Raw genomic sequence first — 15,023 nt, 5'->3', positions numbered from 1 at the left:
GCTAAAAGCTCACATCTCATAGCTTACATCTCATAAAATGACTAGTTTAACCATACTCATATTTATACCGTTGTTGTTTGGGTTCATCATTGCTTTGATGCCATCCAGCCTGCGCGGTAGTTTTAAATACATTACGCTGGCCGCTACATTGGTGCAGTTATGTATGAGTGTTGGTTTATATCTTAATTTTAAAACGGGCACCGCTTTTGGAGGTGTTACCACCGAGAGCCAGTTTCAGTTTGTGCAGAAGCACCCCTGGATCAACCTCGACCTGGGCAGCATGGGCCACATGCAGATGGATTATTTTGTAGGGATTGACGGCATATCTATTACACTTTTAGTAATGACATCGCTGGTATTGGTTATTGCGGCCCTGGCGTCGTGGGAAATTAAGAGTAATCTTAAGGGTTTCTTTGTACTGTTCCTGATATTGGATATGGCCGTAATGGGCGTGTTTTGCTCATTGGATTTCTTTCTGTTTTATATTTTTTATGAGTTGATGTTGCTGCCATTATACTTCCTTATAGGGATGTGGGGCGGCGCACGGCGCGAGTATGCAGCTATAAAATTCTTCCTGTATACCTTGTTTGGTTCGGTATTTATGTTGCTGGTGATGATTGGCTTATACCTGTCGGTGACCGACCCTGCAACGGGTAATCATACCTTTAATATGGTACAAATGATGAACCCTGCCAATTACGGACAGGGATCAATATTTGGTGCAGCCAGCCATTATACGCTATTTGGTGTGCCGGCCCGTACGCTTGGCTTTATCATCCTGTTTGTTGCCTTTGCTATTAAAGTGCCGGTAGTGCCGCTGCATACCTGGCTGCCCGATGCGCACGTTGAAGCACCGACGCCGGTATCCATCATACTGGCAGCTATCTTATTAAAAATAGGCGGGTATGGGATCATCCGGATCTGCCTGGGCATATTCCCGGATATCGCGATTTCGGGAGCGTTTTGGTTGGGATTGCTGGGTGTGATCTCCATTATCTATGGCGCGCTTAACGCACTGGCCCAGCGCGACCTGAAAAAGGTTATCGCCTATTCGTCGGTATCGCAAATGGGTTTTGTATTATTGGGCATAGCCTCGCAAACCGCCGAGGGTTTGAGCGGCGCGGTGATCCAGATGGTAAGCCATGGTTTTTTATCAACGATGCTGTTCTTCCTGGCCGGGGTGGTTTATAACCGGGTACACGACAGGGATATCTACCATTTCCGTGGTTTAGGAACCCTGATGCCTAAATATACCGTATTTGTAATGATCGCTTTCTTTGCATCATTGGGTTTGCCCGGATTTTCGGCTTTTATAGCAGAGGCATTTTCATTGGCCGGCGCCTTTAAGTCGCCAACCGCAAACGGATTATTACCTTATTGGATGGCTATTTGCGGCGCAGTAGGTATATTGCTAAGTGCCTGCTACTTTTTATGGACGCTGCAACGCATGTTTTTCGGCGCGGTATCATTAAAAGGGGGAGAGATTTGGAAAATAGCCCTGGCCGATCTGAACATCCGCGAAATAATTACCCTCCTGCCGCTGGCCTTGGTAGTTTTAGTATTAGGTGTCATGCCTTCATTGGTATTCAGCAAGATCAATGATTCGGTATTGGCATTGGTGCAATTTTTACAGCTAACCAAATAATATGCACGATTTAATACCCAACATACATCAACAGCTAACCGGCATTTTAGGCGATATCAACTATTTTATCCCTGAAATTTTCCTGTCGTTGTTGTTTATAGTGGTTTTAATTACCGACCTGCTTTTCGGCCGTAACTCAGAAAGGCTTTGCCGAATAGTAGCCTGTGGAGGTATGATGGTGATTATATCGAAGGACGTTGTTCAGAAACTGTATATGGGAGACGACGTCCGTTTTTTATTTAGCGGGATGTTGGTGCAAAGCCATACAGGTGTCGTATTTAAGCTGATTATTGATATTTCAGCATTATTGCTGCTCTTATATTTTGCCTGGGACGAGCCACTTAAATCGCACCAAAAAAAACTGTCAGATCTCTATTCTATAACTATTGCGGCAGTATTCGGGTTGCATTTAATGGCGATGGCTGTAAACCTGCTGTCGGTTTACCTGGCTATCGAGATGGTATCCGTCGCTTCTTACCTGCTGGTGGCCTACCGGTCAGAGAATGCTTTTAGTACCGAAGCGGGGTTTAAATATGTACTGTTTGGTGCCGCATCGTCGGCAGTTATGTTGTACGGGATGTCATTACTATATGGCTTTACCGGTAGCTTAAGTTTGTTTGATCCGGCTTTTGTGACGGCATTAATTCAGGTTAATACTGCGGGGGTAGTTTTCGCAATGGTGTTAGTGCTGGTGGGGATGGGTTTTAAATTGTCATTTGTACCGGTGCATTTTTGGGTGCCCGATGTTTATGAAGGCGCGCCAACACCAATTACTGCTTTTTTATCAAGTGTGCCTAAAGTTGCCGCATTTGCCCTATTAATTAATTTTTTAACGCCTTTTATAATTAACCCGCAATTTAAAGCGGTTGATTTTGGCCTTTATCTTTCAGTCATCGGCATTGTTACCATGATAGCTGGCAACTTTGCTGCAGTTATGCAAAATAATGCCAAACGCATGCTGGCTTACTCAAGCATTGGGCATACCGGTTTTGCGTTAATGGCCATAGTGACTTTTAGCGCGCAGGGCATTAAAGCGTTAGCATATTATCTGGCCGTATATGTTATTGCCAATATCGGCGCGTTAATGTTGGTTACCTATTTTAACCGCATTACCGGGTCGGATGACGTAAATAGCTACAAGGGGCTGGGGTTTAAGTACCCTGCTGCATCCATTTGTTTTGTAATTATATTGATTTCATTAACCGGGTTACCCATATCCGCGGGATTTACCGGTAAATTATTTGTTTTTTCGGCGGTTTACAGTGTTTATCAATCAAATCATAATGTTTTACTGCTCTTATTAACCATTACGGGAGCTGTAACTACGGTAGTATCGTTGTTTTATTACCTGAAGATACCCCTTAATTTATTTCTCAAACGGACAGAATCACCTGCCGAACCGATTACCCAACCAACAGCTATATTAATTGCTGCTATTATTATATCGGTTGTATTGATATTGCTCGGGCTATTTCCCGACTGGCTTACCAGATTTTTGTAAAAGCAACCGATTCGCACTTTTTTTAATAAAAACTTAACATTTTTTTCATTTATTTATGATATTAATCATAAATTCAGCCGTTTTTTATAATTATTCCTTAATATTTCTATGAAGCGCTATTTTCCGTTTTTACTTATCGTTTGTATTTTAATCCTAACCTTTATTTTCCCCTCGGTAGAATTTAAAAGAACCGGGACATCGCATTTTAATACCGGCGATATTGCCTGGATGCTGATGTCGACAGCGTTGGTGCTGATTATGACACCGGGCCTCGCTTTTTTTTACGGGGGAATGGTGAATAAGAAAAACGTGATCTCAACCATGCTGCAAAGCGTTATCTGTATGGTTATAATTACAGTAATGTGGGGCATATTTGGTTTTAGCCTTGCTTTTGGTGATAGTTTTCACGGTGTCATCGGCAACCCGGCTACCTACTTTATGATGAAGGGCATGCTGGGCGACTCGACCTGGAAATCAGCGCCCACTATCCCGTTGCTGTTATTTGCTATGTACCAGTTAAAATTTGCTATTATAACCCCAGCGCTGATCACCGGTGCTTTCGCAGAGCGCATCCGCTTTAATTCTTACATTATTTTCCTGGTGCTGTTTAGCATATTTATATTTTCGCCGCTGGCCCATGCCACATGGCATCCGGATGGTGTATTAGCTAAATTAGGTGTGCTTGATTTTGCGGGCGGTACCGTGGTCCATATGTCTGCCGGATGGGCAGCTTTGGCATCGGCCTTATACTTAAAGAAAAGAAATGAACCAAGCCATGCGCCTGCGCGGATTACTTATGTATTAATAGGTACGGGTTTATTATGGTTCGGTTGGTTTGGCTTTAATGCTGGTTCGGCATTTGGCGCAAATCATTTGGCAGTTATTGCACTGGCCACAAGTACTACGGCATCGGCAGCGGCCGGTTTAACCTGGATATTTTTTGATATGCTGCGTGGCCGCAAGCCATCAGCAATGGGTACTTGTATTGGTGCTGTGGTAGGTTTGGTTGCCATTACACCGGCTGCCGGTTATGTTTCTGTTCCACACTCGCTGGCTATCGGTATCATATCTGCGGTAATAAGTAACCTTGTGGTTGAATGGCGCACCGGTACATCAATTGATGATACTTTAGATGTGTTTCCATGCCACGGCGTAGGCGGTATGGTAGGTATGTTGCTTACCGGTGTATTTGCACATGTTAATGTTAATGCGGCCAATACAACCGGCAACGGTTTGTTTTTTGGCGAAACGCACCTGTTCCTGATCCAACTGTTTGCACTGGTACTGGTTTCAATTTTTGCTTTCTTCGGTTCATTGTTATTATTAAAAATAACCGATATGATATCGCCATTGCGTGTATCAACCGAGGATGAAGTGATTGGCCTGGATATCAGCCAGCATGGCGAGCGGCTTTAACTCAATACACCTAAACAATCTATAAACCAAAGTTAGGAGCCCCGATTTATCGGGGCTTTTTTTGTAATTTTGATAGCAGTCATGTCGTCCTTTTTGCGCTATTCAAAATATCATATTATGGAAAACAACTCTTTCGTCGTTACTATTAACAATACGGATTATACAATTAAATTACGGTCTGTTATGCCCCGGCTTTATGATGTTTTGTGTGGAGCAGCTTATCATCAGATTGGTAAAACCGACGCGGGCTTATGGGTGTATGTTGAAAACCCGACGTCTGTACAACATATGCCATTACAAGAAATCGGCGAGGCTATAGATGAGCATTCCGGATCCGATAACGAAGAAACGTATTAGCAAAAAGCAGGATAACTGATTGTTAAATTTATATTATTTTAATACGAATTAATGACAATCAATTTGACAAGACTTTAGGATAAAATTATAACTTTGCGGCTCATCATCAATCATGAGCGATCAGATTAAACATGAATGCGGTGTGGCATTTATCCGTCTTTTAAAGCCACTGTCTTTTTATCAGAAAAAATACGGCACAGCGCTGTACGGCTTAAACAAGCTCTATCTTTTAATGGAAAAACAACATAACCGGGGCCAGGATGGCGCGGGCGTTGCTACTATTAAACTGGATATAGCCCCGGGTAAGCGATACATTAGCAGGCACCGGTCAATGGCATCAAATGCGGTTGCTGATATATTTGAGTACATCCAAAAGAAATTTGCTGATATACAAAAGGAATCGCCCGAAAAAATGGCTGATACCGAATGGCTCAAAGAGCACGTAAGCTTTACCGGCGAAGTGTTATTGGGCCATTTGCGTTATGGTACCCACGGTAAAAACAGTATTGAAAGCTGCCACCCATTCCTTCGTCAAAACAACTGGATGACCCGTAACCTGGTTATTGCCGGTAACTTTAACATGACTAATGTTGACGAGTTACTGCAACAACTGTATGACCTGGGCCAGCATCCAAAAGAAAAAGCCGATACTGTTACTGTTTTAGAAAAAATGGGTCACTTTATTGATACCGAAGTACAAGGCCTATTTGACCAGTATAAACGCGAGGGATTAGACGATAACGCCGAGATAAGCAAGTTGATTGCCAAGGATATGGATGTGGCCAAGATCCTGCGTAAATCTGCCCGTAACTGGGATGGTGGTTATACCATAGCAGGTATGCTGGGGCATGGCGACGCGTTTGTAATGCGCGACCCGGTTGGCATCCGCCCCGCTTATTATTATTATAATGACGAGATTGTAGTGGCTGCTTCAGAGCGCCCTGCTATCCAAACCGCTTTCAATATCCCTATCGACGAAATTCGCGAGATCAAACCCGGTCATGCCTTAATCGTCAAGAAAAATGGCAAGATCACCGAAGATATGTTTAGCGAACCTGCCGAAAAGAAGGCCTGCTCTTTTGAGCGGATTTACTTTTCGCGCGGTAGCGACGCTTCTATTTATCGCGAGCGTAAACAATTGGGCCGGCTGCTTTGCCCGCAAATTTTAAGTGCGGTTGATAATGATATCAAAAACACCGTATTCTCTTATATCCCCAACACTGCCGAGGTTGCGTTTTATGGCATGGTAGAGGGGGTGCATAAATACATAAAAAAATACCAGCGCGACAGGCTGCTTAACCGCGAGGATAAAATAAGCGAAGAAGAACTGACCGAAGTGCTTTGCATGGCGCCACGCGTTGAAAAAATCGCTATTAAAGATGTCAAGCTACGCACCTTTATTACCCAGGATGCCGACCGCAGCGAAATGGTGGCACACGTTTACGATACAACCTACGGCCTTATCAAAAATGGAACGGATACTTTAGTTGTATTGGATGATTCCATTGTACGTGGTACAACGCTAAAACAAAGTATCCTTAAAATACTTGACCGCCTGGGCCCTAAGAAAGTAGTGGTGGTTTCATCAGCGCCGCAGATCCGTTATCCGGATTGCTACGGTATTGATATGTCGCGCATGGGCGAGTTTGTGGCCTTTGAGGCAGCTATCAGCTTACTCAAAGAACAGGGCAAAGAGCAGATCATAGCAGACGTTTATCAAAAGTGTGTAGATAGCGCCAAACTGCCGAAAGAAGATGTGGTGAACTATGTAAAAGCTATCTATGAGCCCTTTACTGATCAGGAGATATCAGACCGTATAGCGAAGATCATTACGCCGAAAGAAATAGAATGCGAGGTACACGTTATCTATCAAACACTGGATAACCTGCATAAAGCCTGCCCGGATCATACCGGCGACTGGTATTTTTCCGGTGATTTCCCAACCCCCGGTGGTAATAAAGTAGTAAACCGCGCCTTTGTTAACTGGATGGAAGGTAAGAACCAAAGGGCTTATATGTAAGCCTCCTTGGCCCCCTAAAGGGGGAGCTGATTGCAAATAGTAAAATATCAATAATAAAAAAGCCAGATAATACATGTTATCTGGCTTTTAGGTTATTATACTGATTGTTGTAAGCTTTACTGTTCTCTTTTAAACTTATTACGGTACGCTAACGCACATCAGTTGTATCAATAACGGACAACAGACGAGTGTTATGTTTATGCAATAATCTGATTATGAGGTTTTTGTAATAATGGCATTTTAATAGTTAGGTGTAACAATAAATCTTAACTTATCGAAGATGTTTAAAAACTATTTAAAAGTATCGGTGCGCTTTTTGTTAAAGAACCGTTTTTTTAGTGTTATTAATATTGTGGGTTTGGCAATAGGCACGCTATGCTGTATGTATATATTATTATACGTACAGGATCAGTATAGCTATGATCATCACCATAAGGATGCAAAAAATATTTACCGTATTACCACTTCATTGGCCCATACCGGCGATGTAATTAATATGGCAACAGCATCGCCGCCAATAGCATCGGCCATGAAAAACGATTTTCCGGAGATTGTACAATATACTCGTGTTATCCCTACTTTAGGTATAGCAGAACACCTCATAAAGTATAAAGAAAACTCATTCTACGAAAAGAATGCCTTTATGATTGATTCAACCTTTTTTGATGTATTTACCTATCATTTTGTTAAAGGGTCACCATTAAATGCATTAACAGAGGTTAATTCAATTGTATTATTAAAACCCGTTGCAGATAAACTTTTTGGTACAGAGGACCCCATTGGCAAGGTAATTACTATGGATGACGCCGATGGTAAAAATAATTTTAGGGTAACAGCTGTTGTTGATGAAAGCGCGGGTAAATCGCAATTGTCGGCAAACATGTTTATTCGGATCAACAAGAACGGGTATGGTGGTAATATGCTTACTAATAACTCGTGGGCGGGGAATAATTTCACTATGTCTTTTGTCAAGCTCCGCGCAGATGCCAGTGTAAGCGCGTTAGAAAAAAAACTGCCGGCATTTATAAATAAATACGGCGCCGATCAATTAAAAAGCTCGGGGATGACCAAAATATTGCATCTGCAGTCGGTATTATCTATCCATACAACTCCCGGTTATGGAGCTGAAAACGGGGAAATTATAAGCTCTTCATTTCTGTATGTGTTAATTTTAATAGCCGTATTGATACAAGTTATAGCCTGCATCAATTTTATGAACCTGTCAACCGCCAGGGCATCAAAAAGGGCTAAGGAGGTTGGCGTAAGAAAAGTTATAGGCGCCAGAAAATATGACCTGGTAACACAGTTTTTGGGAGAGTCCTTTTTATTAGCATTTATTGGTGTTGTGGTAGCTTTACCCTTGTTATGGCTGGCGTTGCCTTATTTAAATCAGATTACGCAGGCTAATATTCAATTGTCGTTTTTAAGTGATCCCAGGTTGTGGGTAATGTTGGTTACGCTGGTGCTGGTTACCGGTTTAGCTGCCGGTAGTTACCCTGCATTTTATATGTCGGCATTTATGGCTATTAAAGTTATAAAAGGAAATTTTTCTAGCCAGATTCCGGTATTTGGTTTACGGCGTTCGTTAGTCGTATTTCAGTTTGTTATATCTATTGTGCTGATAACAGGTATAATAATTATTTACAGCCAGTTAAATTATATAAACAGCCGGGACCTTGGGTTTAATAAAGATCAACAGATAATTTTAACGTTTCATACAAATGATACTCAAAAAAGGATGGATGCTATGGCTTCTGATCTGCAACATTTATCAGAAGTAAAATCAATTAGCAGAACAAGTAATACTTTTGGCGCCGACGGGTATTACGATTGGGGTGTATTTTTATCTGGTGCTAACGCAGCCGATGCTATTGATCAGCAAAATTTATTTTCGGATGAAAATTTTGTAAAAACAATGGGTATCAAAATAGTTAGCGGAAGAAATTTAATGCAAAACGATAGCGGTAAAGTAATGATTAATGAGGCGCTGGCAAAACGTTTAGGGCTTGACCCAACTAAAGCTATGGGCACACAACTGTTTACAGATGATTCCCGGAAATACGAAATTGCCGGTGTAATGCGAGATTTTAATTATAAATCATTACATGACGATATTTATCCATTTATGGTAATATATGCCCCAAACGCTAATGAGGTCAATAATCTCATCGTTAATATTAAGGCTAAGAATTATAGGTCATTCTTAAATAAAGTGGAAACAGTATGGCATAAAAATCTACCCCAAACTCCGTTTGATTATACTTTTATGAGCGACCGGATACAAAAGGCCTATGAAACTGATATTGTTTTATCGCAGATCATCAACTCTTTTACCCTGATAGCTATTTTAATATCATGCCTGGGTTTGTTTGGATTAACCGCATTTAGTGCCGAGCAACGAAGCAAGGAGATTGGCATCCGAAAAGTGCTGGGCGCAAGTATATCAGGTATTGTGCAACTGTTATCAAAAGATTTTTTGAAACTGGTTGCTATATCGTTTGTAATTGCGGCGCCTATTGCATGGTGGGCCATGAATAAATGGTTGCAATCATTTGTTTATAGGGTTACTATTACCTGGTGGATGTTTGCTATAGCCGGAATAACTGCCATATTGATAGCATTAGTGACAGTAAGTTTCCAGGCGTTTAAAGCTGCCCTGGCAAATCCGGTTAAAAGTTTAAAAACAGAATAGTGTAGTATTTTACTCCAAAGGAGCCTTAAGTGATGTCGTGATGTTAAGCTGAAGTATCAACAAATGCTACGCCGACGGAGCCGAAAAAACAAAATGTGTAACCAGTTTATCCAATAAAACAACAGACGCGATGATTAGTGCTATACCGGCCACTTCATTTAAACGATGTACAAATTTTTCGGAGATCTTATCGCGCAGCTTATCGGCATAAAAAGCTTTGGTAGTATCCAGCCCAAACTGCACAATTAATATAGTTATAAACATAATGGCAATTTTAAATGCCCGGTGATGTACGCCATTATGATAAATGGTACTGGCAGTACCAATAACGGTTATCCAATGAAATAAAATGGCCGGGTTAAAAATGCACATCAAAAATCCTTTCAAAAAATAGCCGGTGCGTTTAAGGCCGGTAGGGGCTACATTATCGTAATTTACCTTGGCTTTTTTGAAGATATAGCGGATCCCTACTACAAATAATATGATACTGCCAATAACACCCGCCCAGGTTTTGGTTTCGGCAGATACCTCAAACAACTGCGAACCAAATAGGATAGTTCCCACAAAGACTACGTCGCTGCTTACAACGCCAAGCGCCAGGAAAACACCGGCATGAAAGCCGCGCTCGATACTGGTTTTAATTAAAGCAAAAAATACGGGGCCTGTTAAAAACGTGAGCACTATCCCAATCCCTATTCCTGAAATAACAGCTTCTATCATTAATCTGTAACCTTTGGTCAGTTTGAAGTACGCGAAGATGCGATTTTTATCTCTTATATAACGAAACTTAATGTTGTATGTTTATTAATTTAACGTAATAGAATTACAAAAAATAGTTATGTTAGTGGTTTAAAACCAATTTCAAAAGAACATATTATAAAATGGAACAAAACAACACCAAAAGTTATGGGTCGGCATTGTATACGCTGGTTACCGTATTTTTCTTCTGGGGCTTTTTAGCAGCATCCAATGGTATTTTTATACCTTTTTGTAAATCGCATTTTCACTTAACCCAATTTGAATCACAACTGATCGATTTTACTTTTTATGGTGGATATTTTATTGGTTCATTAATATTATACTTTGCTTCGCAACTAACCCGGGTTGATATATTAAATAAGCTGGGTTATAAAAATGGCATTGTACTTGGCCTGGTTATTTCGGCCGGTGGAGCATTGTTTATGATCCCCGCGGTAGCTACCGGATCGTTTTTGTTTATACTGGGTTCATTCTTCATTATAGCTTTAGGGTTCTCATTGCAACAAACAGCGGCAAATCCGTTTGTAGTAGCGTTGGGACCGCCCGAAACCGGCTCAAATCGTTTAAATTTTGCCGGTGCGGTAAATAACATTGGCGGTTTATTAGGTCCTATTGTGGTTAGTATCGTGTTGTTTGGTACTGCCAAGGGTGCAATAGCGGCCAGTCAGGTTGCGTTGTCATCTATCGACAATCTGTACTATATTTTGGCTGGCCTGTTTTTGGCGGTTGCCGTATTTTTTTATTTTTCAAAGTTACCTGTAGTAACCAGCGACGAGAAAATTGAAGCCAGCAAAAAGCCTACCACGCCGTTGATCATTATGTTCCTGGCGTTTTGTTTAATTATGGTTGCCGACCAGCTTGCTTTATTTATCAGCGGTCATCATTTTTTCAATATCCATACACCAGAAGTGACGAAGGCTGTTATTATTTATATATCACTGGCCATCATAATTCTAACTTTAATAGGCTCGTTATTATCGGCTAAAAAAAACAAAGAAGGTTGGGGGGCTATGCAATATCCTCAATTGATTTTGGGGATGATAGCCATTTTTACTTACGTAGGTACAGAGGTTACCATACAAAGTAATTTAGGTGCATTACTTAAATCTCCACTGTTTGGCAATTTTACCGAGTCGCAAATGTCGCCGTTTATATCGCTGTATTGGGGTAGCTTAATGATAGGCCGGTGGACCGGCGCTATCGGGGCGTTTAATCTGTCAAAATCAACTAAAAATATATTGACATTGGTTGTTCCATTCCTTGCTTTTGGCATCGTATTGTTAGTAAACAGGTCAACCGGGGTTGATGTAAGCAATTTATATATCTATGCTATCAGTATAGCGGTAATGATTGGCGCATTTTATATAGGCCAGCAAAAACCGGTGCGTACCTTAGTATCATTAGGTGTGTTGGGTATGATATTTATGCTGATCGGTTTATTCTCAACTGGTATGATAGCTGTATTTGCATTTATTAGCGGCGGCTTATGCTGCTCAATTATGTGGCCGTCTATTTTCTCGTTAGCTATTACCGGCTTAGGTAAATATACCGGCCAGGGTTCAGCATTTTTAATTATGATGATCTTAGGGGGCGCTATTATCCCGCCGGTACAGGGCTTAATGGCCGATACCATGGGTATCCACCAATCATATATCGTTCCGGTTCTGGGCTTTGCCTATATCGTTTTCTTCGCCTGGAAAGTACGCCAGGAGCTGATCAAACAAGGCATCAACATCGATCACGTATCAGTTGAAAAAAGCGGCGGACATTAAATTTTAGTCATTAGTCACTGGTCATTAGTTATTGGTAGATTTTATAATTTGCTATTACTAATGACCAATGACACAATGACCAACGACTATCCAAATGAAACCATCCTTCGATACTATATTCATGAAACTGGCTACCGACCTGGCCCTGCGCTCGCATTGCGTAAAGGCCCATGTTGGTGCTGTTTTAGTGCGCGATACACGTATTATATCCATAGGCTATAACGGCCCGCCCGCAGGCACACATAATTGCGACGATGAATGGCCGGAGACAGGTTGCCCGCGCGACTCGAAAGGCAGCTGCTCACTTGCTTTGCATGCTGAAGAGAATGCTATATTATATGCTGTAAAAAGTGGCGCCAAATTAGAAGGCGCTACGCTTTACACCACGCTATCACCCTGTATAGCCTGCGCACGGCTTATCTTCTCTGCCGGTATCAAGCAGGTTTACTTTGATAAATCGTACGCCAGATACAAAGGTATAGCCAGCGATGAGGGGGTTGACTTTTTAAATAAGTTTGGTGTGCCTACGGTACAATTGGTGGAAGAGGCAAATTAGGCTAACTGAGTTTTGACGCGATCGCAACCCTGTTTCGGCGCTCCTTAACTACGAGTACAAAGTTATTTATGGGCTGTATCCATAAGTTAAATCTTTAACAAACATGCGCGCTTAAATCTTAAAAACCTTAATTTAAACTATCAGCGGCTTAACAAAATCTAAGGCAATATCCAACTGCTCTTCGGGGGTAAGATTCGTATTGTCTAATATGATAGCATCGTCTGCGCGCCTAAGCGGGCTTTCCTCGCGGGTAGTGTCGGCATAATCACGGTGTGCCAGATTTTCAAATACTTCTTCCAACGTCATGCCGGGGTTTTGCGGTAGTAACTCTTTATAGCGGCGCTCTGCCCGTATTTTCGGGTCGGCGGTCATAAACAGTTTTATCTGGGCATGCGGGAAAACCACGGTACCGATATCGCGCCCGTCCATCACTATGTTTTTAGACTTGCCCATGCGTTGCTGCTGGCGCACCATCTCTATCCTTACTTCTTTTATAGCAGAAACTGCGCTTACTTTGTCTGATACCGGCATCTGGCGAATTTCGGCTGAAACATCCTCGTCATTTAAAGTAATATGGGTTTGGTAATCGCGCGAATGAAAATTAAGATGCACGTTTTTCAAAGCAGCGGCAACCTGTTCGTGATTGCTGAGATCAACATTATTGCGTATAAAATACAGCGCTACCGCGCGATACATCGCCCCGCTATCCACATAAATAAAGTGAAGCTTTTTGGCCAGCGCTTTGGCTAATGTGCTTTTTCCGCACGAAGAATAGCCATCAATGGCTACCACAATATTGCTGCTCATATAGGTGCCAAAGTTATAAAAAATTGTGAGTGGTTGATTAAGTTGGCGAATTGTTAACACTGTACCAATTCCTCACCTAAGCCAACTAATAACTACCTTTGGCTATGAGTTTTTCTAAAGCCGGTCTGCAAAAAGAAACCTTTTATAAAACATCCCGCAGTGGGGGAAAAGGAGGGCAAAATGTAAATAAAGTGTCAAGTAAGGTTGAGTTGTTATTTTCTGTCGATAATTCGGCATTATTTACTGATGATGAGAAACAACTGCTCAATGAAAAATTGCAAAACCGGCTGAATAAAGATGGTTACGTGCAGGTAATTTGTGACGAAGAACGCAGTCAATACCTAAATAAAGAAAAAGCGCTGGAACGGTTAACTGCATTGTTAACCCGTTCGCTGCAGGTACAAAAACCACGTAAGGCCACCAGGCCCGGTAAAAAAGCAAAAGCCGAACGGCTGGATAATAAAAAAATGCTTTCTGCTAAAAAAGAAAGCAGAAAACGCAATTTTGATATCTAGTGAAATTTGTATAAGACGGTTACCGATCCCCATTGGTGCGTCCTTACCATTTCTTTAACGTCTTTGGTATGGAAGGTAGCTGCGGCATCAAAGGTCCAGCGGTTGGTAGTATAAGTTAAGCCTATTTCATTGCTAAGCATGACGCGCTGGGGCATAAGTGTAATTTCATCACTGGTTGGGTCGTCATGTTTTCTGAATAAACTGCCCTGCACCGTAGCGTCATAACCTATAAAATTAAGCATGGGCCTGTAATATAGAAAGAACTCATGTTTAATAGCAGGTGTAGCACCATTATCGGCAATAACGCTGCTTTCTGTACTGGCCGAGTTAAACAGTTTATTAAAGACACCTATTCTTACCAAGCCGCCAAAGCCGGCGCCGGTAAAGCCGTTGCCCAGGTTGGCGTATGAGGTAAACGAAAGATCAACGGCGGTATCCCTGGCCAGCAGTGTATTGTACTCTGCGGAAAGATTAAGCTCTACATCATTCTTTATTTGATATTGCCAGCCGGTAGGCGTGTAAAAACCAAACGTTTTATGTACCCAGGTTTGGGCCGCCTGTGCGCCTGACGCCGGGCCAACCACGCCTAATTGTGCGCCAAATTTTATATTGCTTTCATTTTTATACAGAAAATTCAGGTTGGCACCCGCGTATAAATAACCGGCAAATGGCCGGTCGACATAGCGCGCTGAAGGAATATTACCGCCACGCGGATTAAAGATCTTTTGCCCCAGTTCAAAGCCAAGTACCTTATTAGCCAGTACGTTATTACCCTTAACATCTAACGCGTGATGGTAAAAAAGAAACAGGCCATCGGTATAATAACGGTCTGATCCCTGACCCAGGTAAGAGTCATTATCCGACTGTATGCCAACTTCATCGCGGTGGTTTTGGGCAATAGCGCATGAGGTTATTAAAATGAATAACAGGGGTAAAAAAAAATTCTTCATCAGGGTTAATTGGTTGTAAAAAAAAGGTTCCCA

12 protein-coding genes are annotated in these 15,023 nt (G+C 41.8%); 9 read left to right on the top strand and 3 right to left on the bottom strand.

Annotation, left to right across the window (positions count from 1 at the left end; translation table 11 throughout):
- The first annotated feature begins 37 nt into the window (after window positions 1–37).
- The 6 genes from LJ658_RS02935 (at window position 38) to LJ658_RS02910 (ending at window position 9,631) form a co-directional block, all read left to right on the top strand.
- Window positions 38–1,645: a NuoM family protein gene (locus LJ658_RS02935; RefSeq protein ID WP_230544960.1), complete on the top strand. Its 1,608-nt coding sequence runs from the start codon at window positions 38–40 to the stop codon at window positions 1,643–1,645.
- Between the two features lies 1 nt (window position 1,646).
- Window positions 1,647–3,146 carry an NADH-quinone oxidoreductase subunit N gene (locus tag LJ658_RS02930; protein ID WP_230544959.1) on the top strand — a complete coding sequence of 500 codons (1,500 nt, stop codon included), beginning with the start codon at window positions 1,647–1,649 and terminating at the stop codon, window positions 3,144–3,146.
- A gap of 108 nt (window positions 3,147–3,254) precedes the next feature.
- Window positions 3,255–4,562 carry an ammonium transporter gene (locus tag LJ658_RS02925; RefSeq protein WP_230544958.1) on the top strand — a complete coding sequence of 436 codons (1,308 nt, stop codon included), beginning with the start codon at window positions 3,255–3,257 and terminating at the stop codon, window positions 4,560–4,562.
- Between the two features lie 117 nt (window positions 4,563–4,679).
- A complete protein-coding gene (locus LJ658_RS02920; protein WP_230544957.1) occupies window positions 4,680–4,919 on the top strand; it encodes a hypothetical protein in 240 nt (79 codons plus the stop codon).
- A gap of 112 nt (window positions 4,920–5,031) precedes the next feature.
- The gene (locus tag LJ658_RS02915) at window positions 5,032–6,939 is read left to right on the top strand and encodes an amidophosphoribosyltransferase (protein ID WP_230544956.1); all 1,908 of its coding nucleotides are present in this window, start codon (window positions 5,032–5,034) and stop codon (window positions 6,937–6,939) included.
- 280 nt (window positions 6,940–7,219) lie between these two features.
- On the top strand, window positions 7,220–9,631 hold the full coding sequence (locus LJ658_RS02910) for an ABC transporter permease (protein WP_230544955.1): 2,412 nt from the start codon (window positions 7,220–7,222) through the stop codon (window positions 9,629–9,631).
- 66 nt (window positions 9,632–9,697) lie between these two features.
- Here LJ658_RS02910 and LJ658_RS02905 read toward each other — a convergent pair whose 3' ends face one another.
- On the bottom strand, window positions 9,698–10,351 hold the full coding sequence (locus tag LJ658_RS02905; RefSeq protein WP_230544954.1) for a LysE family translocator: 654 nt from the start codon (window positions 10,349–10,351) through the stop codon (window positions 9,698–9,700).
- A gap of 161 nt (window positions 10,352–10,512) precedes the next feature.
- Here LJ658_RS02905 and LJ658_RS02900 point away from each other — a divergent pair, with 161 nt between their 5' ends.
- Window positions 10,513–12,162: an MFS transporter gene (locus LJ658_RS02900; RefSeq protein ID WP_230544953.1), complete on the top strand. Its 1,650-nt coding sequence runs from the start codon at window positions 10,513–10,515 to the stop codon at window positions 12,160–12,162.
- 94 nt (window positions 12,163–12,256) lie between these two features.
- Entirely contained in the window at window positions 12,257–12,718 is a 462-nt protein-coding gene (locus LJ658_RS02895) for a dCMP deaminase family protein (RefSeq protein WP_230544952.1), read from the top strand.
- Window positions 12,719–12,850: 132 nt separating this feature from the next.
- On the opposite strand, the gene cmk is transcribed toward LJ658_RS02895, so the two are convergent.
- Entirely contained in the window at window positions 12,851–13,525 is a 675-nt protein-coding gene (gene cmk / locus LJ658_RS02890; protein ID WP_230544951.1) for a (d)CMP kinase, read from the bottom strand.
- 104 nt (window positions 13,526–13,629) lie between these two features.
- Here cmk and arfB point away from each other — a divergent pair, with 104 nt between their 5' ends.
- Complete coding sequence (arfB, locus tag LJ658_RS02885; protein WP_230544950.1) at window positions 13,630–14,040, top strand: alternative ribosome rescue aminoacyl-tRNA hydrolase ArfB; 411 nt, start codon at window positions 13,630–13,632, stop codon at window positions 14,038–14,040.
- Here arfB and LJ658_RS02880 read toward each other — a convergent pair.
- The gene (locus LJ658_RS02880; RefSeq protein WP_230544949.1) at window positions 14,037–14,990 is read right to left on the bottom strand and encodes a lipid A deacylase LpxR family protein; all 954 of its coding nucleotides are present in this window, start codon (window positions 14,988–14,990) and stop codon (window positions 14,037–14,039) included. The genes arfB and LJ658_RS02880 overlap by 4 nt on opposite strands.
- Window positions 14,991–15,023 lie beyond the last annotated feature (33 nt).

The organism is Mucilaginibacter sp. UR6-11, assembly GCF_020880695.1.
Taxonomy (GTDB): domain Bacteria; phylum Bacteroidota; class Bacteroidia; order Sphingobacteriales; family Sphingobacteriaceae; genus Mucilaginibacter.
This window is presented reverse-complemented; position numbering and strand designations above follow the sequence as displayed.

What these genes read in the sequence shown, in the direction of transcription:
- LJ658_RS02935 (WP_230544960.1), top strand. Translation starts at nt 38, where the DNA reads ATGACTAGTTTAACCATACTCATATTTATACCGTTGTTGTTTGGGTTC.
- LJ658_RS02930 (WP_230544959.1), top strand. Translation starts at nt 1,647, where the DNA reads ATGCACGATTTAATACCCAACATACATCAACAGCTAACCGGCATTTTA.
- LJ658_RS02925 (WP_230544958.1), top strand. Translation starts at nt 3,255, where the DNA reads ATGAAGCGCTATTTTCCGTTTTTACTTATCGTTTGTATTTTAATCCTA.
- LJ658_RS02920 (WP_230544957.1), top strand. Translation starts at nt 4,680, where the DNA reads ATGGAAAACAACTCTTTCGTCGTTACTATTAACAATACGGATTATACA.
- LJ658_RS02915 (WP_230544956.1), top strand. Translation starts at nt 5,032, where the DNA reads ATGAGCGATCAGATTAAACATGAATGCGGTGTGGCATTTATCCGTCTT.
- LJ658_RS02910 (WP_230544955.1), top strand. Translation starts at nt 7,220, where the DNA reads ATGTTTAAAAACTATTTAAAAGTATCGGTGCGCTTTTTGTTAAAGAAC.
- LJ658_RS02905 (WP_230544954.1), bottom strand. Translation starts at nt 10,351, where the DNA reads ATGATAGAAGCTGTTATTTCAGGAATAGGGATTGGGATAGTGCTCACG.
- LJ658_RS02900 (WP_230544953.1), top strand. Translation starts at nt 10,513, where the DNA reads ATGGAACAAAACAACACCAAAAGTTATGGGTCGGCATTGTATACGCTG.
- LJ658_RS02895 (WP_230544952.1), top strand. Translation starts at nt 12,257, where the DNA reads ATGAAACCATCCTTCGATACTATATTCATGAAACTGGCTACCGACCTG.
- cmk (WP_230544951.1), bottom strand. Translation starts at nt 13,525, where the DNA reads ATGAGCAGCAATATTGTGGTAGCCATTGATGGCTATTCTTCGTGCGGA.
- arfB (WP_230544950.1), top strand. Translation starts at nt 13,630, where the DNA reads ATGAGTTTTTCTAAAGCCGGTCTGCAAAAAGAAACCTTTTATAAAACA.
- LJ658_RS02880 (WP_230544949.1), bottom strand. Translation starts at nt 14,990, where the DNA reads ATGAAGAATTTTTTTTTACCCCTGTTATTCATTTTAATAACCTCATGC.